21 protein-coding genes are annotated in these 20,578 nt (G+C 64.4%); 12 read left to right on the top strand and 9 right to left on the bottom strand.

Features of this window, described 5'->3' with window-relative positions:
- Positions 1–11 precede the first annotated feature (11 nt).
- The gene (locus IFT44_RS10540) at positions 12–689 is read right to left on the bottom strand and encodes a class I SAM-dependent DNA methyltransferase (RefSeq protein WP_192058430.1); all 678 of its coding nucleotides are present in this window, start codon (positions 687–689) and stop codon (positions 12–14) included.
- Between the two features lie 502 nt (positions 690–1,191).
- Between IFT44_RS10540 and IFT44_RS10535 the strand changes: the two genes are divergently transcribed.
- On the top strand, positions 1,192–1,719 hold the full coding sequence (locus tag IFT44_RS10535) for a glyoxalase superfamily protein (protein WP_192058432.1): 528 nt from the start codon (positions 1,192–1,194) through the stop codon (positions 1,717–1,719).
- Positions 1,720–2,065: 346 nt separating this feature from the next.
- Here the strand turns inward: IFT44_RS10535 and ppa are convergent, their stop codons facing one another.
- The 4 genes from ppa to exaC all read right to left on the bottom strand — a co-directional run bounded on the left by ppa (position 2,066) and on the right by exaC (position 6,009).
- Positions 2,066–2,593: an inorganic diphosphatase gene (ppa, locus tag IFT44_RS10530; RefSeq protein ID WP_122475569.1), complete on the bottom strand. Its 528-nt coding sequence runs from the start codon at positions 2,591–2,593 to the stop codon at positions 2,066–2,068.
- Positions 2,594–2,861: 268 nt separating this feature from the next.
- Positions 2,862–3,653 carry a M90 family metallopeptidase gene (locus IFT44_RS10525; RefSeq protein ID WP_192058434.1) on the bottom strand — a complete coding sequence of 264 codons (792 nt, stop codon included), beginning with the start codon at positions 3,651–3,653 and terminating at the stop codon, positions 2,862–2,864.
- 4 nt (positions 3,654–3,657) lie between these two features.
- Entirely contained in the window at positions 3,658–4,305 is a 648-nt protein-coding gene (locus tag IFT44_RS10520) for a DedA family protein (protein WP_122475565.1), read from the bottom strand.
- Positions 4,306–4,488: 183 nt separating this feature from the next.
- Positions 4,489–6,009 (bottom strand): acetaldehyde dehydrogenase ExaC, encoded by a 1,521-nt coding sequence (gene exaC, locus IFT44_RS10515; protein WP_122475563.1) that lies wholly within the window; start codon positions 6,007–6,009, stop codon positions 4,489–4,491.
- A gap of 186 nt (positions 6,010–6,195) precedes the next feature.
- Here exaC and mpl point away from each other — a divergent pair, with 186 nt between their 5' ends.
- Positions 6,196–7,545: a UDP-N-acetylmuramate:L-alanyl-gamma-D-glutamyl-meso-diaminopimelate ligase gene (gene mpl / locus IFT44_RS10510; RefSeq protein ID WP_192054848.1), complete on the top strand. Its 1,350-nt coding sequence runs from the start codon at positions 6,196–6,198 to the stop codon at positions 7,543–7,545.
- The gene (ubiX, locus tag IFT44_RS10505; RefSeq protein ID WP_122795472.1) at positions 7,542–8,171 is read left to right on the top strand and encodes a flavin prenyltransferase UbiX; all 630 of its coding nucleotides are present in this window, start codon (positions 7,542–7,544) and stop codon (positions 8,169–8,171) included. Before mpl ends, ubiX begins: the two co-directional genes overlap by 4 nt.
- Before the next feature lie 15 nt (positions 8,172–8,186).
- Here ubiX and IFT44_RS10500 read toward each other — a convergent pair whose 3' ends face one another.
- Together IFT44_RS10500 and IFT44_RS10495 are read right to left on the bottom strand one after the other, a co-directional pair.
- Positions 8,187–8,828 (bottom strand): oxidoreductase, encoded by a 642-nt coding sequence (locus IFT44_RS10500; RefSeq protein WP_122475557.1) that lies wholly within the window; start codon positions 8,826–8,828, stop codon positions 8,187–8,189.
- Between the two features lie 40 nt (positions 8,829–8,868).
- The gene (locus IFT44_RS10495; protein WP_192102704.1) at positions 8,869–10,578 is read right to left on the bottom strand and encodes a C13 family peptidase; all 1,710 of its coding nucleotides are present in this window, start codon (positions 10,576–10,578) and stop codon (positions 8,869–8,871) included.
- Positions 10,579–10,781: 203 nt separating this feature from the next.
- Here IFT44_RS10495 and IFT44_RS10490 point away from each other — a divergent pair, with 203 nt between their 5' ends.
- The 3 genes from IFT44_RS10490 to IFT44_RS10480 are packed head-to-tail and all read left to right on the top strand — an operon-like array spanning position 10,782 to position 12,462.
- Positions 10,782–11,147 carry a CidA/LrgA family protein gene (locus tag IFT44_RS10490; RefSeq protein ID WP_122475553.1) on the top strand — a complete coding sequence of 122 codons (366 nt, stop codon included), beginning with the start codon at positions 10,782–10,784 and terminating at the stop codon, positions 11,145–11,147.
- Positions 11,144–11,860, top strand: a complete 717-nt coding sequence (locus IFT44_RS10485) for an LrgB family protein (RefSeq protein ID WP_122475551.1) — start codon at positions 11,144–11,146, stop codon at positions 11,858–11,860. Before IFT44_RS10490 ends, IFT44_RS10485 begins: the two co-directional genes overlap by 4 nt.
- 11 nt (positions 11,861–11,871) lie before the next feature.
- Positions 11,872–12,462: an LON peptidase substrate-binding domain-containing protein gene (locus tag IFT44_RS10480; RefSeq protein WP_192058438.1), complete on the top strand. Its 591-nt coding sequence runs from the start codon at positions 11,872–11,874 to the stop codon at positions 12,460–12,462.
- A gap of 48 nt (positions 12,463–12,510) precedes the next feature.
- On the opposite strand, the gene IFT44_RS10475 is transcribed toward IFT44_RS10480, so the two are convergent.
- Positions 12,511–13,830: a bifunctional DedA family/phosphatase PAP2 family protein gene (locus IFT44_RS10475; RefSeq protein ID WP_185795132.1), complete on the bottom strand. Its 1,320-nt coding sequence runs from the start codon at positions 13,828–13,830 to the stop codon at positions 12,511–12,513.
- Between the two features lie 3 nt (positions 13,831–13,833).
- Positions 13,834–14,505 (bottom strand): DNA-3-methyladenine glycosylase, encoded by a 672-nt coding sequence (locus tag IFT44_RS10470; RefSeq protein ID WP_122475545.1) that lies wholly within the window; start codon positions 14,503–14,505, stop codon positions 13,834–13,836.
- Positions 14,506–14,673: 168 nt separating this feature from the next.
- Between IFT44_RS10470 and IFT44_RS10465 the strand changes: the two genes are divergently transcribed.
- From IFT44_RS10465 to rodA, 6 genes are read left to right on the top strand one after another with little or no spacing between them, the layout of a single operon-like run.
- Positions 14,674–15,945: a glutamate-5-semialdehyde dehydrogenase gene (locus tag IFT44_RS10465; protein ID WP_185795134.1), complete on the top strand. Its 1,272-nt coding sequence runs from the start codon at positions 14,674–14,676 to the stop codon at positions 15,943–15,945.
- Positions 15,914–16,636 (top strand): nicotinate-nucleotide adenylyltransferase, encoded by a 723-nt coding sequence (gene nadD / locus IFT44_RS10460; RefSeq protein ID WP_122475541.1) that lies wholly within the window; start codon positions 15,914–15,916, stop codon positions 16,634–16,636. Before IFT44_RS10465 ends, nadD begins: the two co-directional genes overlap by 32 nt.
- Before the next feature lie 17 nt (positions 16,637–16,653).
- Positions 16,654–17,043 (top strand): ribosome silencing factor, encoded by a 390-nt coding sequence (rsfS, locus tag IFT44_RS10455; protein WP_122475539.1) that lies wholly within the window; start codon positions 16,654–16,656, stop codon positions 17,041–17,043.
- 9 nt (positions 17,044–17,052) lie between these two features.
- The gene (gene rlmH, locus IFT44_RS10450) at positions 17,053–17,520 is read left to right on the top strand and encodes a 23S rRNA (pseudouridine(1915)-N(3))-methyltransferase RlmH (RefSeq protein WP_043192648.1); all 468 of its coding nucleotides are present in this window, start codon (positions 17,053–17,055) and stop codon (positions 17,518–17,520) included.
- A 15-nt stretch (positions 17,521–17,535) separates the two neighbouring features.
- Positions 17,536–19,431: a penicillin-binding protein 2 gene (gene mrdA / locus IFT44_RS10445; RefSeq protein WP_122795465.1), complete on the top strand. Its 1,896-nt coding sequence runs from the start codon at positions 17,536–17,538 to the stop codon at positions 19,429–19,431.
- 31 nt (positions 19,432–19,462) lie between these two features.
- Positions 19,463–20,566 (top strand): rod shape-determining protein RodA, encoded by a 1,104-nt coding sequence (rodA, locus tag IFT44_RS10440; RefSeq protein WP_163007397.1) that lies wholly within the window; start codon positions 19,463–19,465, stop codon positions 20,564–20,566.
- Positions 20,567–20,578 lie beyond the last annotated feature (12 nt).

Below are 20,578 nucleotides of genomic sequence, written 5' to 3'. Positions count from 1 at the left end.
GTAGACCCCGTTCATGCGACGTACAAGGCCAGGTAGTGGGCGCGCGCATTTTGCAGGTAGCGGGCCGACATCCGGGCTTCGAGCACGACAAGTCCCTGCTCGCGCCCCAGGCTTTGCAACAAAGGCTCGAAGCCGGCGGTGTCGAAGTAAGTCTCGCGAACACTCAGCACCACCACGCCGCCAGACCGGGTCATGGCGACCAGGCCACGCAGTGCGGAGGCAGGCAGGTGCCCGGGAATGAAGGCGCCGCAGCAGACTACCGCGTCGAAGTGCCGAAGCAGGGCCGGTGGCAACGGCTGGGTCAGGTCTATCTGGCTGTGCAGATGCTGGTAGGCCCGGGAAGCCTGAGCCTGGTCGAGCATGGGCCGGGACAGGTCGCAGCCGCTGATCTGCCGATAGCCGCGCTCCTGCAGGGTGCGTCCGACCAGGCCGGTGCCGCAGCAGGCATCGAGCACGCGACTGTTGTGACCGAGGTTGCCTCGCTGAGCCACGGCATCGAGCAAGTCGACGACCATCGTCGGCCCGCAATAGGCTTCGGCCTCGACATCGGCGTCATAGTGACGAGCCCAGTGATCGTAATAGCGCTCCAGGTTGTGAATGCTCTGGTGCGACAGCGCAGCGGCGATCGAGCGGGTGCTCGAAGCCTCTGGCGGCAAGGCCGGGGGTAGGGCGGTCGTGGCTGTATTCATGGATAGCGCCTCGAAGGAAAACTGACGGTCGGTGTCGCTGTCCTAAGAGTTAGCAGCGCGCCAAGGCACGGTCAATCGAGGCGCAACAGGCTTGGTTTGAAAGGATATTTACACTCGGGTTCCCACGGTCCGCACTCACCGGCCTGTGCTCGAAGCCCTTGCCGATCGATAGCGACAAGCGCCCGATGAATGCGGGTGGGCAGGCGTGAAAATTCCTGTACAGGCGTTTTCCCGGGCCGGTTGTGCACGTCCTACCCACGATATTTTCGAGGGCCATGCCGACCTTTTAATCGTGTCTGGCAAACGGGATTTTCCAGCTGCGGGAGTGTCCCGTGGTGACCCCTTCGACGCTTTGCGCTAACATCGGCGGCGGCCCATGCTGCCCGCCGCTCGCTCCGCAAGGAAAGGTGAAAGCATTTTTGCATCCTCACGCCTTCATACCTCTCTTGATGGTCGAGGCCTGGCAACGCGAGCACCAGCATGCATCGACTCGGGAGCTGTCATGTTTTCAATCGAGCACGCCAAGCAGATGGCCAAGACGCTGCGCGTCGCGCTGCAGGCGCAGGGTCACGACGTATCGCATTCCACCGCTCTGGAAATGGTTGCCCGGCAGATGGGGCACAAGGACTGGAACACCGCTTCGGCCAGCCTGGCGCCGACTGCCTCAGTGGTGATCGGTTTCGACAAGGCTATCCCCATCCTGCGGATTTTCGACGAAGCCAAGGCGCGCGAGTTCTATCTGGACTTCCTGGGTTTCACGGTCGAGTTCGAGCACCGCTTCGAGGCCGACCTGCCGCTGTACCTGGGTGTCGAGCGGGGGAATCTGCAGCTGCATCTTTCCGAACACCACGGCGATTGCTCACCGGGCTCGACCGTGTTCGTGCCGATGCACGGTGTCGAAGCGTTGCGTGATGAGCTGCTGGCCAAGCGTTATGGCTACGGCCGTCCGCAGATCGTCGAGCAGGGCTGGGGGCGGCTGTTGGAGGTGTATGACCCCTTCGGTAACCGGATTCGATTCTGCGAGGGGTGATGAGGGCAGGGTCGGGGCGGCCGCGGTGGAGTCTTCGTGGCCGATGACCGCTTTCACAGGGAGCGTGTTTCCGCTGCTGTTCGGTAGGAGCGGTCCGTGGCCGCGAAACAGGCGCTGCGGACTTTTCTCGGGGCATTAAAAAGCCGGCTTATGGCCGGCTTCTCGTCGACGATCTTGCCTTACTTTTGGTAAGCCGCAACCGCCTGCAACTGATGACCAGCCTGGGCTGGTGAGGGCCAAAGAATACGCAGGGCCGCTCGCCTGTGCAAATCTCTTTTCGCCCGATACCTTTGCAGCGCCCATGAAAAACCCCGGCCATGGCCGGGGTTTTTCGTACAACGACGGCTCAGCCCTTGAACGCGGCGACCGACTTGGTGATTTCGGCGCGGGCGGCGTCTGCGTTGCCCCAGCCTTCGATCTTCACCCATTTGCCTTTTTCGAGATCCTTGTAGTTCTCGAAGAAGTGCTTGATCTGTTCCAGCAGCAGCGGCGGCAGATCGGTGTATTCCTTGACGTCGACATACAGCTGCGACAGCTTGTCGTGCGGTACGGCGATGACTTTGGCGTCGCCGCCGCCGTCGTCGGTCATGTGCAGGATGCCGACCGGACGGGCGCGGATGACCGCACCAGGCGTGACCGGGTAAGGCGTGACGACCAGCACGTCGAGGGGGTCGCCGTCGTCGGCCAGGGTGTTGGGGATGAAGCCGTAGTTGGCCGGGTAGAACATCGGCGTGGCCATGAAACGGTCGACGAACAGCGTGTCGCTGTCCTTGTCGATTTCGTATTTGATCGGCGCGTGGTTGGCCGGAATCTCGATGGCGACGTAGATGTCGTTCGGCAGGTCTTTGCCAGCCGGAATCTTGCTGTAGCTCATTGGGCGTTGCCCCCGTGGTTTGGGCCAGTCTGAAGGCCATGCAGGCCGAAAATGTGGGCGCGATTATAGGCACATTGCAGGGGCGCATGCCATATGCGCCGTGGGCCGCGTGACATCAGGCGGTGACCGCCGACGCGGCTTGCGCCGCTGCTACAGGGAATGGTTTTGCCATCAAGCACGGCGTTGGGGAATGGGATTGGATGTCGACGGCCGACGCGGCGTGGATGAACGCGGTCCCTGTAGCAGCGGCGCCAGCCGCGTCACGGCGTTACGCAGGTCGGGGGAGGGCCGAGAGCCGTTCGAGCGGATCCTGGCGGTAGAACAGGCGCAACTGCTCGTAGACCTGTGGGTAGGCCTGGTGCAGCAAATCCGGCGCGGTGAAGAAATACTCGCTGGTGACGGCGAAGAATTCCGCCGGGTTTTCCGCGGCATAGGGGTCGATGGCGGTTTGCGCATCAGGATTGGCATCGAGCTGGCGATCGAGGTCGTCGTAGGCGTCCTGCATGGTGCGGGCCCAGTCGCTCACGCGCATGTCGCCATGCAGTGGCGGCAGCCCATTGGCGTCGCCATTGAGCATGTCGAGCTTGTGCGCCAGTTCGTGGATGACCAGGTTGTAGCCGTCCCAGCCGCCGCTGGCTGCCACACCGGACCAGGCGAGAATCACCGGCCCCTGCTGCCAGGCCTCGCCACTGTGCTCGCCGTCCCATTGATGCTCCACGCCGCTGGGGTCGCGGTAGCGCTGCGGGCTGACGAAATCGTCGGCGTACAGGACGATCTCGTGGAAACCCTGGTACCAGTCTAGATCGCCCAGCTGCAGCAACGGCAGTTGCGCCTGTGCCGCCAGGTGCAGGCGCGCCCGGTCGTCGAGTTCGACGCCGGGCAGGCAGGTCAAGGTCTTGGCCTGCAGGAACAGCACGCAGGCCTCGCGCAAACGGAGGTCCTGCTGCGCATCGAGGCCGTCGAGGATCGGCAGGTCGGCACGCACCGCCTGCCACAGCGATTCATCGATACGGTGGCGGTCCAGGGTTCGCTGTCGCCGCCAGGCCTTGTACGACCACATGGGCTCAGCGCGTCGGTGCGGTGCGGGCCGTGCGGCTGCGCAGCAAGCCGACGATCATCGGCAGCAGCGAAATCAGAATGATCGCGACGATCAGCAGGGTCAGGTTCTGCTTGATGAACGGCATGTTGCCGAAGAAGTAACCCAGGGTCACCAGACCACCGACCCACAACACCGTGCCCAGCACACTGAAGCCCAGGAAGCGCGGGTAGTGCATCTTGCCAACGCCAGCCACGAACGGGGCGAAGGTGCGCAGGATCGGCAGGAACCGCGCCAGGGTTACCGTCTTGCCGCCGTGGCGGGCATAGAAGGCGTGAGTCTGGTCCAGGTAATCGCGGCGGAAGATCTTCGAGTCCGGGTTGCTGAACAGCTTGTCGCCCACGGTACGCCCGACGATGTAGTTGGTGCTGTCGCCAAGGATGGCGGCGGTCATCAACAGGCCAGCGAGCAGAAACGGGTCCATGCCGCCACCTGCCGCCACCGCGCCGGCGATGAACAGCAGCGAGTCGCCAGGCAGGAAAGGCATCACCACCAGGCCGGTTTCGCAGAAGATCACCAGGAACAGGATCGCGTAGACCCAGGTGCCGTACTGGGTCACCAGCATGTTGAGGTACACATCCAGGTGCAGGATGAGGTCGATGAAGCTGAATTCCATGGGAGGTACCTGTGCGGATCCGGTCGTGAAGAATCCGCGCAGTATACCGATGGGTGAGGCAGGTTTGTTGGGCAGGCTCGTCACGCCGGGCAAACCGACGAACGGTCGCGCGCCGGACGTGCGCAACATCCCGTGTTCGCAGCGGCAGGCGACGGACGCCGGAGCGTCCCTGCGCCCTTTGGGTCAGAAAAAGCCCAGTGGGTTGATGTCGTAGCTGACCAGCAGGTTCTTGGTCTGCTGGTAGTGGTCGAGCATCATCTTGTGCGTCTCGCGGCCCACACCGGATTTCTTGTAGCCACCGAACGCGGCGTGCGCCGGGTACAGGTGGTAGCAGTTGGTCCAGACACGCCCGGCCTTGATGCCGCGGCCCATGCGCCAGGCACGGTTGATGTCGCGGGTCCAGACGCCGGCGCCCAGGCCGAACTCGGTGTCATTGGCGATGGCCAGCGCTTCGGCTTCGTCCTTGAAGGTGGTGATGCTGACCACCGGGCCGAAGATTTCTTCCTGGAAGACACGCATCTTGTTGGTGCCCTTGAGCAGGGTCGGCTGGATGTAATAGCCGGTCGACAGGGCACCTTCGAGCTTCTGCACCTGGCCACCGGTCAGCAGCTCGGCGCCTTCGCTCTTGGCGATTTCCAGGTAGGACAGAATCTTGTCGAACTGTTGCTCCGACGCCTGGGCGCCGACCATGGTGTCGGTGTCCAGCGGGTCGCCGCGCTTGATCTGCTCGACTTTCTTCATGACTTCTTTCATGAAGGCCGGGTAGATGGATTCCTGCACCAGTGCGCGGGAAGGGCAGGTGCACACTTCGCCCTGGTTGAAAAAGGCCAGCACCAACCCTTCGGCGGCCTTTTCGATGAAGGTCTGCTCGGCCTGCATGATGTCTTCGAAAAAGATGTTCGGCGATTTGCCGCCCAGTTCCACGGTCGAGGGAATGATGTTCTCGGCGGCGCACTTCATGATGTGCGAGCCCACTGGCGTCGAACCGGTGAAGGCGATCTTGGCGATGCGCTTGCTGGTGGCCAGGGCCTCGCCCGCCTCCTTGCCGAATCCTTGGACCACGTTGAGTACGCCCGGCGGCAGCAGGTCACCGATCAGCTCCATCAGCACGGTGATGCCCAAGGGGGTCTGCTCGGCCGGCTTGAGCACCACGCAGTTGCCGGCGGCCAGGGCCGGGGCGAGCTTCCAGGCCGCCATCAGGATCGGGAAGTTCCACGGGATGATCTGCCCGACCACGCCCAGCGGTTCGTGGATATGGTAGGCCACGGTGTTGCCGTCGATCTCGGCAGCGCTGCCTTCCTGGGCACGCAGACAGCCGGCGAAGTAGCGGAAATGATCGGCCGCCAGCGGGATGTCGGCGTTCAGGGTTTCACGGATGGCCTTGCCGTTGTCCCAGGTTTCGGTGATGGCCAGGGTTTCCAGGTTTTGTTCGATACGGTCGGCGATCTTCAGCAGGACCAGCGAGCGGGCCTGCACCGAGGTCGCGCCCCAGGCATCGGCGGCGGCATGGGCGGCGTCCAGCGCCTTGTCTATATCCTTGGCGTTGGAGCGGGGGAATTCGGCGATGGGCTGGCCGTTCACCGGCGAGGTGGTGGTGAAGTAGTTGCCGTCCACCGGCGCGACGAATTCACCGCCGATATAGTTGCCGTATTTGGTCTTGAATTCGACCTTGGCGCCTTCGGTGCCCGGGTGTGCGTAACGCATGGGGTGTCTCCTGCTGTTGTGGTTCTGTGGAGGACGCGCCGTGGCGCCTGGTAAGCGTAGAACAAAGGCGAGCACGGCGCCTTGAAACACCTGTAAACAGCAGGCCGAAGAGGAGGGATCACCAATCAAAGGATGCGATTTTTCCTACCCTACGCTACCCTGCCTCGACGTTTTACGAGGCCAATCATGCACATTCACATTCTCGGTATCTGCGGCACCTTCATGGGCTCCCTGGCAGTGCTCGCCAAGGAACTGGGGCACCGTGTCACCGGTTCGGACGCCAATGTCTATCCGCCCATGAGTACCCAGCTGCAGGCTCAGGGCATCGAGCTGACCCAGGGTTACGACGCTGCCCAGCTGGAACCTGCGCCTGACCTGGTGGTGATCGGCAATGCCCTGTCGCGCGGCAACCCGGCGGTCGAGCATGTCCTGAACAAGGGCTTGCCCTATGTATCGGGGCCGCAGTGGCTGGCCGACCACGTGCTGCAGGGACGCTGGGTGCTGGCCGTGGCCGGTACCCACGGCAAGACCACCACCAGCAGCATGCTGGCCTGGGTGCTGGAGCATGCGGGCATGGCGCCCGGCTTCCTGATCGGCGGCGTGCCGCAGAATTTCGCGGTGTCGGCGCGCCTGGGGCAGACGCCGTTCTTCGTGGTCGAGGCAGACGAGTACGACAGTGCGTTCTTCGACAAGCGTTCCAAGTTCGTCCACTACCGTCCGCGCACGGCGATTCTCAACAACCTCGAATTCGATCATGCCGACATCTTCCCCGACCTGGCCGCCATCGAGCGCCAGTTCCACCACCTGATTCGAACCGTGCCCAGCGAGGGCCTGGTGATCCACCCCACCACCGAGCCGGCACTGGGCCGAGTGATCGAGATGGGTTGCTGGACACCGGTACAGACCACGGGGGAGAACGGCCAGTGGCAGGCAAACCTGCTCAGTGCGGATGGGTCGCGCTTCGAGGTTTCCTTCGAAGGTGTCGTGCAGGGCACCGTGGAGTGGCCGCTGACCGGCCAGCATAACGTGGCCAACGCCTTGGCAACGCTGGCTGCTGCCCGCCACGTGGGCGTGGTCGCGCCGTTGGGTATCGAGGCGCTGTGCGCGTTCAAGAGCGTCAAGCGGCGCATGGAGTGGGTGGCCGAAGTGCAGGGCGTTACCCTCTATGACGACTTTGCCCACCACCCCACGGCTATCGCCACTACCCTGGACGGCTTGCGCAAGCGCATTGGCGATGCAGCGTTGATCGCCGTGATCGAGCCGCGCTCCAACTCCATGAAGCTGGGCGCGCACCGCGACGGCCTGCCCGAGAGTGTCCGCGATGCCGATCAGGTCATCTGGTATGCGCCGCCCAACCTGGGCTGGGATCTGGCCGCCACGGCTGCCCAGTGCCCGGTTCCGGCCATCGTCGCCGATTCGCTGGAAGCCATCATCGAGCGGGTCAAGAGCCAGGCACGGCCAGGCACCCACGTGGTGATCATGAGCAACGGCGGTTTCGGCGGCCTGCATCTGAAACTGGCGGAGGCCCTCAAGTGAGCGGCCCGCAGCGGATCACCCTGGCCATGACCGGCGCGTCGGGCGCGCAGTACGGCTTGCGCCTGCTCGACTGCCTGGTGCGCGAAGACCGCGAGGTGCATTTCCTCATCTCCAAGGCCGCGCAACTGGTGCTGGCCACGGAAACGGACGTCAGCTTGCCGGCCAAGCCCCAGGCCATGCAGGCCTTTCTCAACGAGTACACCGGGGCGTCCGCCGGACAGATCCGCGTGTATGGCAAAGAAGACTGGATGTCGCCGGTGGCATCGGGCTCCGGCGCGCCCAGCGCCATGGTGGTGGTGCCGTGCTCGACCGGCACCCTGTCGGCCATCGCCAGCGGCGCCTGCAACAACCTCATCGAGCGCGCTGCCGATGTAACGCTCAAGGAACGTCGGCAGTTGATCCTGGTGCCGCGCGAGGCACCGTTCTCGACCATCCATCTGGAGAACATGCTCAAGCTGTCGCAGATGGGCGCGGTGATCCTGCCGGCAGCGCCGGGCTTCTATCACCAGCCGCAGACCATCGACGACCTGATCGACTTCGTCGTCGCACGGGTGCTCAACCTGCTGGATATTCCTCAGGACATGCTGCCGCGCTGGGGCGAGCACCACCACGGCAGCGACGACTGACGCGCCGGCTGCGGGCTATTTGCCCAGGCGCCGCAGCTCGTCCGATTCCACCACGCGCACGCCGTCCTGCTCTTCGAGCGCCAGGCGCCACAGGGCGCGCGCCAGTTGCAGCGCTTCGATGCCGTGGTACTTGCCCGGAATCAGCTTCGACAGAGGTCCGGCAATACGCTCGGCCAGGCGTGCTTCGACGCGGTCGCCGATCAGCACCGACGGCCGGGCGATGGTCAGTTGCGGCCAGCCCTGGGCACGCAGCGCCTGCTCGGTCTCACCCTTGACGCGGTTGTAGAACACCGAGGATTGCGGGTCGGCATCGATGGCGCTGATCAGCAGGAAGTGGCGTGCGCCCAGTTCGCGGGCGCGCTGGGCATAGGCGACGATGAGCTGGTGGTCGACTTCGCGAAACGCTTCTTGCGAACCGGCCTGCTTGATGGTCGTGCCCAGGCACGAGAAGGCGATGTCCACCGGGCCCTGCAGATCCGCCAGCAAGGCCAGCAGTGGCCCCACCGGGTTGTCCAGGTGCGCGTGCTCGGCCAGAGGGCGCCGGGTGGGAGCCAGGACCCGTTGCACGGTCGGCTCGGCGAGCAGGCGGTCGAGCAAATGCTCGCCGGTCAGGCCGGTGGCGCCGGCCAGAAGGATGTGCTGCGGCGTCAAGTACATGCAATGTCTCCCTTGATACAGGCAGCGTGAAGCAGATGCCCTATTGCTTGTTGTCAGGCGCGGCGGCGTCGAGCAGCGCCCGCTTGGCCTGTTGTTGGCGCAATCGCTGCCAATGCGCGAGGACCCCTTTGGGCGCCCAGATCTGCGGCTGCGAGGCTTCGTAATTATCGGCGATCTCCCGTTCGGCAACGTGCCGGCTGGCAAGTTCGAAAGCCTGCTGCAGGTCGTCCGTCTGGTTGAAGGCCTGGGCGAACAAGGCGTCGCCGAAATAGGTGAAGTCGGCTTCTTCGGAGCAGCCGAAAGACACCCGGTCGGCCCGCGAAGCGGTCATGACCAGGGTTTTCTCGTCCCTGAGCGCGGGGATGAATCCGCCCGAATAGCAAGCCGAGATGACCACCACCTTGTCGCGGCCCTTGAGCGGCGCCAGCACTGCGGCGAGTTCATCGGCCGGCAGGTCGCCCAACTGCAGGCGTGGCTGATCGAGCACCAGTTCATGTTCGCTGGTGCCGTGACTGGTCAGGTAGATGAACACCAGGTCTTCCGGGCCGCTGCGCGCGGCCAGCGTCTGCACGCTGCGGCTGAGGGTCTCGCGGCTGGCCATCAGCCGATCGGCCAGATGATCGCGGTGGTTGGCCAGGGTGATCTGTCCGACCGCGCCAAAACGACTGGCCAGCATGCCGGTGACGTAGTCGGCTTCGCGCATGAACACGCTTTGCTTGCCGTCGCCGGCCAGCGCCAGGCTGTAAAGCTCGATCGCTGCAGTGGACTGCGGGATTGCCGCGAGCGCTTGTTCCAGCAGTTGCCCCTGATTGAGCAGCCCCAGTTCCAGCGGATCGGGCAACAGATGACCTTGCGCATCACGGATACGCTGGCCATTGAGCCAATAGCCGACCTGGCTGCTGCCGTCCTTCAGGGTCAGGCTGCCCTGGCCCTGGTAGGTGTCGTTCTCGAAGGTGCCGCTGTAGATGCTGCCGTCGGCCAGCGCCAGCCAGCCCTTGCCACTGAAGCGCCAATCGGCGAACTCGCCCTTGTAGTGGCTGCCGTCGCTGGCGAACATCTCGCCCTTGCCGCTGAGTACGCCTTCCTTGAACGTGCCGATCCACACATCGCCTGCGGCGTTTTCGTAGCGGCCGCGACCATGCAGCTGGTTGAGGTGGAAGTTGCCGATGTACTGATCGCCGTCGGCATTGCTGAACGTGCCGTGCCCTTCGAGCAGGCCATTGACGAAGGTGCCGCTGAACTGGTTGCCTGCGGCATCGCTGCGGGTGCCTTCGCCATTGGGCTTGCCGTGGGCGAACCAGCCCTGGTACTGGCTGCCGTCGTCGAGTTCGATGTGCCCGGCGCCCGAATACTGGTCTTCCTTGAACCCGCCGCGGTACGCCACGCCGGCTTCCTTGAAGGTCCCTTCGCCCTGGCGCCGACCCTTGACGAAGCCGCCGGTGTAGGTGGTGCCGCGAGCGATCAGGGTGCCTTGGCCATGGAACAGGCCATGATCGAAGCCGCCGGTGTAGACCTCGCCGTTGCGCCCATGCCACTGGCCCTGACCCTGCCACTGGCCGTCCTTGAACTGCCCGGCGTAGCCGCTGCCATTGGGATAGTCGACACGCCCCTGACCCTGCAATAGCCCATTGACCACCTCTCCGCGGTAGCGACCGCCATCGGGCAGTCGCGCGTCGGGCGGCGACAGTGGCTCGCCATCTCCGCAAGCGGCGATCAACAACGAAAGGGCGAGGGGGGCGAGAGGGCGCATGACGGGGTCCGGGCGATTGAGGCGCCGAGTATGCCGCAGATGCAAGGGTGCACAACAGATGCAGGGCGCTTTTAAGGCCAGAGCCGGATGACTGTCGGATGGGTGTACCGTTACCGGGTCCGATCATGGGGGTGCGCCATCTTGCATCACCCTGGGGCATGCCTTGGGGGCTTATAATGCCTGGCTTGCGAAGGAGACCTGCAATGTTGCTACGCGGTTTGACCTGGCTGGTCCTGTTCCAGCTGCTGGGCACTGCCCTCAATCATCTGTTGCTGCCCGTGTTGCCCGGTCCGATCATCGGCCTGGTGCTGCTGCTCATCTACCTCATGGTACGTGGCGAGGTCGGCGAGCCCTTGGGCCTGGCGGCCAACAGCCTGCTGCGCTACCTGCCGCTGCTGCTGGTGCCACCTGCGGTGGGCGTGATGGTCTATGCCCAGCAGATCGCCGATGACTTCTGGGCCATCGTCGGCTCGCTGGTGATTTCCGTCACGGTCTCTACCGTGTTCGTCGGTTGGTTGATGCAGCGGTTGATTCGCAGGCGTCGGCATGATCACCCGGTGCAACCATGATGCTGGACTGGCAAGGCACCCTGCAGGCGGTCATCCACCATCCGCTGTTCGGCATCGGCATCACCCTGGGCGCCTACCAGTTGGTGCTCGCCGGCTACGAAAAAACCCGCTGGATCTTTCTGCAACCGGTGCTGCTGTCCATGTTGCTGCTGGTTGCGGTGCTGGTAGGCTGCGGGATCAGCTATGCCGAGTACCGCAAGAGCACCGAGATTCTCGGCATCCTGCTCGGCCCGGCGACCGTGGCCCTGGCGGTGCCACTGTTTCTCAACCTGCGGCGCATTCGCCAACTGCTTTGGCCTACCCTGATCACCTTGGGCCTGGGCGGGCTGTTCGCGACCGTGCTGTGCCTGTTGCTGGGTTGGGGTTTGGGCGCAGACCACATGATTCTGATGACCATGGCGCCCAAGTCGGTCACCTCGCCGATCGCCATGCTGGTGGCGGAGCAGATCGGCGGCGTCGCGGCGCTGGCGGCCGTGTTCGTGCTGATCACCGGCGTCATCGGCGGAATCTTCGGCCCCGGCCTGCTGTCTTTGCTGGGCATCGACCACCCGGCGGCGCGGGGCATGGCATTGGGCCTCAACGCGCATGCCGTGGGTACATCGCTGGCGTTGCAGGAAAGTGAGGAAACCGGTGCCTTCGCGGCGCTGGCCATGAGTCTGATGGGGGTGGGTACCGCCGTTTTCCTGCCACTGGCCATCAGCGTATTCGCGTGAGGACACAAGCCATGACATTGCCACTCTTTCCCCTCAATACCGTGCTGTTCCCCGGTTGCGTGCTGGATCTGCAGATTTTCGAAGCCCGCTACCTGGACATGATCGGTCGCTGCATGAAGCAGGGCGCCGGCTTTGGCGTGGTCGGCATCATGGCAGGACGCGAAGTGGGCCAGGCACCCAGCGAACACGCCGCAGTCGGCTGCGAAGCGCTGATCACCGATTTCCAGCAGCAAGACAACGGTCTGTTGGGTATCCGCGTGCAGGGCGCTCGGCGTTTCCGTGTCGAGGCCACCCATGTGCAACGCGATCAATTGCTGACAGCAGACGTGCAGTGGCTGGAAGATCAGGCCGAGCAGCCGCTGGCCGATACCCACGCCGACCTGCAGGCACTGTTGCTGGCCTTGGCCGAGCACCCGATGGTGGCGGCGCTGGGCATGACCGCCGGCGCTCAGGGCCAGCAGTCGCTGGGCAACCAGTTGGCCTATCTGCTGCCGTTCACCGAGCAGGAGAAAGAACAGCTGCTCGCCGAAAGCGACCCAGGCCTGCGCCTGGTGGCGATCCAGGCCCTGCTCGACAGCCTGCAGGGCGACGCCCTGGTCTGAGACGAACAGGCCTGGGACGAACAGGCCCAGCGCGCCGGGTGCGCCTGGTTACATGTAGCGATACCCTTCGAGTGCCGACGGCAGCCCGTGCACCGCAAAAAAGCCCAGCAGCAACGCGCACGCCGGTACCACCAGCCACCAGACACGCAACGGCATCGCCGGCAGCGGCTGGCGATATTCCACGGCCGCCAGGCACGAAGCGCAGACGAAGCAGGCCAGCATGCTGCCGGCAATGATGTCGGTCGGCCAATGCGCGCCCAGGTACACCCGCGACAACGCAATCGACAGCGCCGGAATGCTTGCCAGGATGACCCACACCAGGCGCATGCGCGGTGTCTGCCGACGCCCGGCGAGTATGGCCAGGCTCAGAAAGAAGGCAAAGGCTGCCGAGCTATGCCCGCTGGGCATGCTGAACGTGGTCAGCGGTTCGAGCAGCACGTCGGGCCGCTGCCGGGCGACCAGGTGTTTCAACGAGCCGTTGAGCAGCGCCGTGATCAGCATGGTCGCGCAGGCGAACAGCGCCTGACGCCATTGCCGGGTGATCAGCAGCAGCGCGGTGAGCAGTCCGGCCACCATGAACTGGGTGCGGAAATCACCGATGCGCGTGACCAGCACCACGAAGGTTTCCGCCGCCTCACTGCGATGCTCCTGGACCAGCGCCTTGAGGCCGTTGTCCAGCGCGCTCAGGTGCGGGAAGCCGAAGAACAGGGCAATCAGCATGATCAGCGAGGCGAGGGCAATGAGCAGCGTGCCGCGTCTGCGATCGCGCCAGGTGGCATGCAGGCTCAGGCCCATCAGCAGGGCGATGCAGGCCGCAACGATACCGGCCTGTGGCCAGAAGTCCTCGGGCAGCGGCAGGCGGAAAGCGGCGCCCGTCGCCCAGCCCGGCAGCAGATAGGCCACCGACCAACCGGCGGCCGCCACCAGGCTGACCAGGATGAAGCGCGGCAACGGCATTTCCAGCATGCCGGCGACCATGGGCAGCATCGGCCGCAGCGGGCCGATGAAGCGCCCGATCAGAAGGCTCGCCACGCCATAGCGATGGAAGTAGCCTTCTGCGGTTTCCAGCCATTGCGGGTGCGTGCGCAGCAGCGGCAGGCCACGGATGCTCTGTTGAAACCGTCGACCCAGGGCGTACGAGATGGCGTCGCCGAGAAGGCCGCCGGCATAGCCCAGCATCAGTGTCTCACTGAGCGACAACGCACCGTTGCCGGCCAGTACGGCCACAGCGAACAACACCACGGTGCCGGGTACGACGATGCCGGCGATCGCCAGGCATTCGATGCAGGCGATGGCGAAGATTGCCACCCCCAGCCACTGTGGATGCAGCGTCAGCCAGCCTGTCAGACTGTCCAGCCATTCGCCCATGAGTCAGGTTCCTTGAAAGATCGAGAAGTAATCGCGGCCGTCTGTCTGGCCGCGACGCAGGGGGTTGCGTGTGCAGAAACGGGCGTAGCCGGCATCCACGAAGCGGTACGGCAAGTGTTCGTCGCGACCCAGGGGAATACCCAGGCGGGTGGTCTGCAGGATGTGCGGGACATCGGCACCGACGTCGTCGACGAACAGTTGTTCAGTGTCGAAGCGCTGGGCGTCCCACACCGGTACCTTCAGCCCCAGGGCCTTGCACAGCAGGGTCTGCCCGGCGCACAGGCGCTGGGCCGGGCGCGGCAGGCCGCTGGCGTCGGGGTTGTTGAGCTGCATCCGGGCGAAGGCATCGTCGCCGGTGTGCGCGTCGAGCCAGGGGTAGGCGGACTTGATCAGTACCGCATTGCCCGGACCTTGCGCGCTGAAGTTCAGCGAGTCGCCGCCACGGGCGTAGTACATATAGATGTGCCCGCCTTCGAGGAACAGCGCGCGGCGTTTGTGGGTATAACCCAGCGATGCATGGCTGCCGCGATCCGTGACGTAATACGCCTCGGTTTCGATGATGCGCGCCGACAACCAGTACGGACCCTGACGGTGGCGGATCACCTTGCCCAGCAATGCACGGGCGAGGGATTGCGCGTCGGTGTCGAAAAAGGCATCGGGCAACGGGTTGAACATAACGGGGTCCATTCGGTGTCGCGGTGGATGATAGCAATTGCACATCGGTGAGGCCCGCGGACATATGTTTAAAGAGGTGTTTTCGACCATCCGCCCGTCACCGCTGTTAGTGGGCGTACGTGACAGCTATAATCAGCCGCTTTCCTCTTTGCCAAGACCACAGAGACCATGACCGAGTCCGTTCTTGACTACATGACCCGCCTGGGTCGCGCTGCCCGTGAAGCCTCGCGGGTCATTGGCCGTGCCAGCACCGCGCAGAAGAATCGCGCCCTGCAGGCGGCGGCCAGTGCCTTGGACAGCGCCCGTGCCGAACTGGTTGCCGCCAACGAGCAGGATTTGGCAGCCGGTCGCGCCAATGGCCTGGACGCGGCCATGCTCGAGCGCCTGGCGCTGACCCCTGCGCGCATCGACGGCATGATCGTCGGCCTGCGCCAGGTGGCCAGCCTGCCGGATCCGGTCGGGGCGATCCGCGACATGAGCTACCGGCCCTCGGGCATCCAGGTCGGCAAGATGCGCGTGCCGCTGGGTGTGGTCGGCATCATCTACGAGTCGCGGCCCAACGTGACCATCGACGCGGCCAGCCTGTGCCTGAAGTCGGGTAACGCCACCATTTTGCGTGGCGGCTCCGAGGCCATCCACTCCAATCGTGCCATCGCCACCTGCATCCAGCGCGGCCTCGCCGAAGCCGGCTTGCCCGCCGCCGTGGTACAGGTCGTGGACACCACCGACCGCGCCGCGGTCGGCGCGCTGATCAGCATGCCCGAGTACGTCGATATCATCGTGCCAAGGGGCGGGCGAGGGCTGATCGAGCGCGTCAGTCGTGATGCCAAGGTGCCGGTGATCAAGCACCTGGACGGCATCTGCCACGTGTTCGTCGACGCTGGCGCCGACCTGGCCAAGGCGCAACGCATCGCTTTCAACGCCAAGACCTATCGTTACGGCATCTGCGGCGCCATGGAAACGCTGCTGGTCGACCAGTCGGTGGCGGCGAGTTTCCTGCCGCCGATGGCGGCGCAGTTCCGCGAGAAAGGCGTCGAGCTGCGCGGTTGCCCGCGCACCCGCGACCTGATCGAAGCCGTACCGGCCAGCGAAGAAGACTGGAACACCGAGTACCTGGCCGCCATCCTGTCCATTCGGGTGGTCGACGGCCTGGACGAGGCCATCGAACACATCAACCAGCATGGCTCCCATCACACCGATGCGATCGTCACCGAGCAGCAGGGCCATGCCCGTCGCTTCGTTGCCGAAGTCGACTCCGCGTCCGTGATGGTCAACGCGCCGACCTGTTTCGCCGATGGTTTCGAATATGGCCTGGGTGCCGAGATCGGCATTTCCACCGACAAGATCCACGCCCGCGGCCCGGTGGGCCTCGAAGGCCTGACCTGCGAGAAGTACGTGGTGATCGGCGATGGCCAGTTGCGCGGCCAGGAGCCGGTCTGAGTTGACCGCACCGAACCGGCCCGGTCCCTACGCTGTACAATCGCGCACTGCACGTCGAATCGGCGTGCTGGGCGGTACCTTCGACCCGGTGCACATCGGTCATCTACGCGGCGCCGTGGAAGTGGTCGAGGCCCTGGGCCTGGACGATCTGCGATTGGTGCCCAGCGCCCGGCCGCCGCATCGCGACCAGCCGCAGGTATCGGCCGAGCAGCGTCTGGCCATGGTGCGGGCCGCAGTAGAGGGGCTGGCGCCCCTGACCGTGGATGACCGTGAACTGGCGCGCGACAAACCGTCGTACACCCTCGACACGCTGGTGTCGATGCGTGCCGAGCTCGACCCGCAGGACCAGTTGCTCCTGCTGCTGGGGTGGGATGCCTTTTGTGGCTTGCCCTCCTGGTACCGCTGGGAAGAACTGCTGCAACACTGCCACATCGTCGTGTTGCAGCGACCTGATGCGGACACCGAGCTGCCGGATGCCCTGCGCAACCTGGTGGCGGCGCGTTCCATCAGCGACCCGCAAGCCCTCAAGGGGGCCTGCGGGCAGATTACTTTCGTCTGGCAGGCACCGCTCGCGGTGTCGGCCACCCAGATCCGTCAACTGCTGGCCAGCGGCAAGTCGGTACGTTTCCTGGTGCCCGACGCAGTATTGGCCTACATCGAGGCGCACGGGCTGTACCGTGCGTCCAATTGAACTGAACGAGTTTTTTTATGAGCAATAAGCAAGCAATCCCCGCTGAAGAAATCGTCGAGCTGACCCAGCTCGCCCTCGAAGACGTCAAGGCTCAGGACATCCTGGTCATCGACGTGCGTGACAAGAACAGCATCACCGACTTCATGGTGATCGCCACCGGTACCTCCAACCGCCAGATCAGCGCCATGCGCGAAAAGGTGCGCGAGCTGGTCAAGGCCAAGGGCGTCAAGCCACTGGGCGAAGAAGGCGCGGGCGACAGCGACTGGGTGCTGCTGGACCTGGACACCGTCGTGGTGCACATGATGACCGCGGCCGCGCGCCAGTTCTACGACCTGGAACGCCTGTGGCAGGGCGCCGAGCAGAGCCGTGCCGCCAGCGCCGCGCACCACACCCCTGGCAACGAATAAGCCCGGGCCATGCGTCTGCGTCTGATCGCGGTGGGTTCGCGCATGCCCAAGTGGGTGGAAGAAGGCTGGCATGAGTATGCCAAGCGTCTGCCCGCCGAGCTGGCACTGGACCTGGTCGAAATTCCGCTCAATACCCGCGGCAAGAACGCTGACGTGGCCCGCTTTATCCGCCAGGAAGGCGAAGCGATGCTGGCCAAGGTCGGTCCGGGGGAGCGCATCGTTACCCTGGAAGTGCACGGCAAGCCCTGGAGCACCGAGCAGTTGGCGGTGGAACTGGATCGCTGGCGCCTGGACTCGCGCACGGTGAACTTCATGGTCGGTGGCCCCGAGGGGCTGGCGCCGGAAGTCTGCGCCCGTGCCGAGCAGCGCTGGTCGCTGTCGCCGCTGACCTTGCCTCACCCGCTGGTACGGATACTTATCGGTGAACAGCTGTATCGCGCCTGGACCGTGCTGTCCGGGCACCCTTATCACAAATAGGCCGTAAACCAGCCGATGTCCCAGCCGATTCGCCTCAAGGACCACGAGAAAGACGCGCGCACCGTGCGCAGCCGCGTCGTGGTCGGTGCAGCGGCCATCCTGGTTCTCATCTGCGTGCTGATCGCGCGCCTGTATTTCCTGCAGGTGATCCAGTACGAATATCACTCCACGCTTTCGGAGAACAATCGGGTGCATGTGCAGCCGATACCCCCCACCCGTGGGCTGATCTTCGACCGCAACGGCGTGGTCGTGGCCGACAACCGCCCCAGCTTCAGCCTGAGCATGACCCGCGAACGCTCCGGTGACTGGCGTCAGGTACTCGATACCATCGTCGAAGTGCTGGAGCTCAGCGACGAAGACCGGCAACTGTTCGAACGTCGCATGAAGCAGGGACGTCGACCGTTCGAGCCGGTACCGATCCTGTTCGAACTCAACGAAGAGCAGATCGCCCGGGTCGCGGTGAACCAGTTTCGCCTGCCGGGTGTGGAGGTGGTCGCGCAGTTGGTACGGCATTACCCGCAGGGGGCGCATTTCGCGCACTCGGTGGGCTATGTCGGGCGCATCAACGAGAAGGAGCTCAAGACCCTGGATCCGGTGGACTACAGCGGCACGCACCATATCGGCAAGACCGGCATCGAGCGCTTCTACGAGCCGGAACTGCACGGCACGGTGGGCTACGAGGAAGTCGAGACCAACGCTCGCGGTCGTGTGCTGCGGGTGCTCAAGCGCACCGATCCGAAACCGGGCAAGGACATCGTCCTGAGCCTGGACATCAAGTTGCAGGAAGCCGCCGAAGAGGCGCTGGGCGGCCGTCGCGGCGCGATCGTGGCGATGGACCCGCGCACCGGGGAGGTGCTGGCAATGGTCAGCCAGCCCAGCTTCGATCCCAACCTGTTCGTCACCGGCATCGGTTTCCAGGCCTATGCCGACCTGCGCGATTCCATCGATCGACCGCTGTTCAACCGTGTGTTGCGCGGCCTGTATCCGCCCGGTTCGACGATCAAGCCTGCGGTGGCGATCGCCGGGCTGGACTCAGGCGTGATCAACGCCGGGTCGCGGGTGTTCGACCCAGGCTTCTATCAACTGCCCAACTACGACCATAAATACCGCAACTGGAACCGCACAGGCGATGGCTGGGTAGACCTGGACACCGCCATCATGCGTTCCAACGACACCTATTTCTATGACCTGGCGCACAAGCTGGGCATCGACAAGCTGGACAACTACATGGGCCAGTTCGGCATCGGCCAGAAGGTCTCGCTGGACATGTTCGAAGAGTCGCCGGGCCTGATGCCCTCGCGCGAATGGAAACGCAAGACCCGCCGGCAAGCCTGGTTCCCCGGCGAAACGCTCATTCTGGGCATTGGCCAGGGCTACATGCAGGCCACGCCGCTGCAACTGGCCCAGGCCACCGCCCTGGTCGCCAACAAGGGCAAGTGGAACCGCCCGCGGCTCGCGCGCACCATCGAAGGCGTGCCGCCGGTGGACGAGAACCCGGTGCCCGACATCGTGCTGCGCAATCCGTCCGACTGGGCCAAGGTCACCCACGGCATGGAGCAGGTCATGCAGGGTGCCCGCGGTACCGCGCGCAAGGCTGCCATCGGTGCCAAGTACCGAATCGCCGGCAAGTCCGGTACGGCCCAGGTCGTCGCCATTCGCCAAGGCGAGAAGTACGACCGCAGCAAGGTCCAGGAGCGCCATCGCGACCATGCCTTGTTCGTCGGCTTCGCGCCCGCGGACAACCCGCGCATCGTGGTCTCGGTCATGGTCGAGAACGGCGAGTCCGGCTCGGGCGTGGCGGCGCCGGTGGTGCGCCAGATCATGGACGCCTGGCTGCTCGGCCCCGACGGCCAGTTGAAACCCGAATACGCCAGCGCCACGGGCGCGGAGATCACCGCCCTTGAAGAGTAATTTCGACCGCATCCTCTCCAGTGAGGATGTGATGCGTCGCCGCGCAACATTTTTGCAGCGCATTCACATCGACGGCCCGTTGCTGATCCTGCTGCTGACCCTGGCGGCGGGCAGCCTGTTCGTCCTCTATTCGGCCAGCGGCAAGAACTGGGACCTGCTGATCAAGCAGGCCACGTCCTTCGGCCTGGGCCTGGTGTCGATGTTCGTCATCGCCCAGCTCGAACCGCGTTTCATGGCGCGCTGGGTGCCCCTGGCCTATGTGACCGGGGTGATACTGCTGGTGGTAGTGGACGTCATGGGCCACAACGCCATGGGCGCCACGCGCTGGATCAACATCCCCGGGGTCATCCGCTTCCAGCCCTCGGAGTTCATGAAGATCATCATGCCGGCGACCATCGCCTGGTACCTGGCCAAGCGGACCCTGCCGCCGACCCTCAAGCACGTGGTGGTGAGCCTGGCCCTGATCGGCATTCCCTTTGCGCTGATCGTGCGCCAGCCAGACCTCGGCACGTCACTGCTGATCCTGGCTTCCGGATCCTTCGTGCTGTTCATGGCCGGGCTGCGCTGGCGCTGGATTGCCAGCGTGCTGGCAGCGGCGGTGCCGGTGGCGGTCGGCATGTGGTTCTTCATCATGCACGACTACCAGAAGCAGCGGATCCTGACCTTTCTCGACCCGGAGAGCGATCCGCTGGGTACCGGCTGGAACATCATCCAGTCCAAGGCGGCGATCGGTTCGGGTGGCGTGTTCGGCAAGGGCTGGCTGCTGGGCACCCAGTCGCACCTGGACTTCCTCCCCGAAAGCCACACCGACTTCATCATCGCGGTGCTCGGCGAGGAGTTCGGCCTGGTCGGTATCTGCGCGCTGCTGTTGATCTATCTGCTGCTGATCGGCCGTGGGCTGGTGATCACCGCGCAGGCCCAGACCCTGTACGGAAAGTTGCTCGCCGGCAGCTTGACCATGACTTTTTTTGTTTACGTTTTCGTCAATATCGGTATGGTCAGTGGCCTGCTGCCGGTGGTGGGGGTGCCGTTGCCTTTCATTAGCTACGGCGGAACTTCGCTGGTGACCCTGCTGTCAGCGTTTGGCGTTTTGATGTCGATCCACACCCATCGCAAGTGGATCGCACAGGTTTGAATAAGGTGAGCA

This window comes from Pseudomonas sp. CFBP 13710 (genome assembly GCF_014842235.1).
In the GTDB taxonomy this organism is placed as follows: domain Bacteria; phylum Pseudomonadota; class Gammaproteobacteria; order Pseudomonadales; family Pseudomonadaceae; genus Aquipseudomonas; species Aquipseudomonas baltica.
Note: the sequence above shows the minus strand (reverse complement) of the source record. Positions and strands in the feature narration are given on the sequence as shown.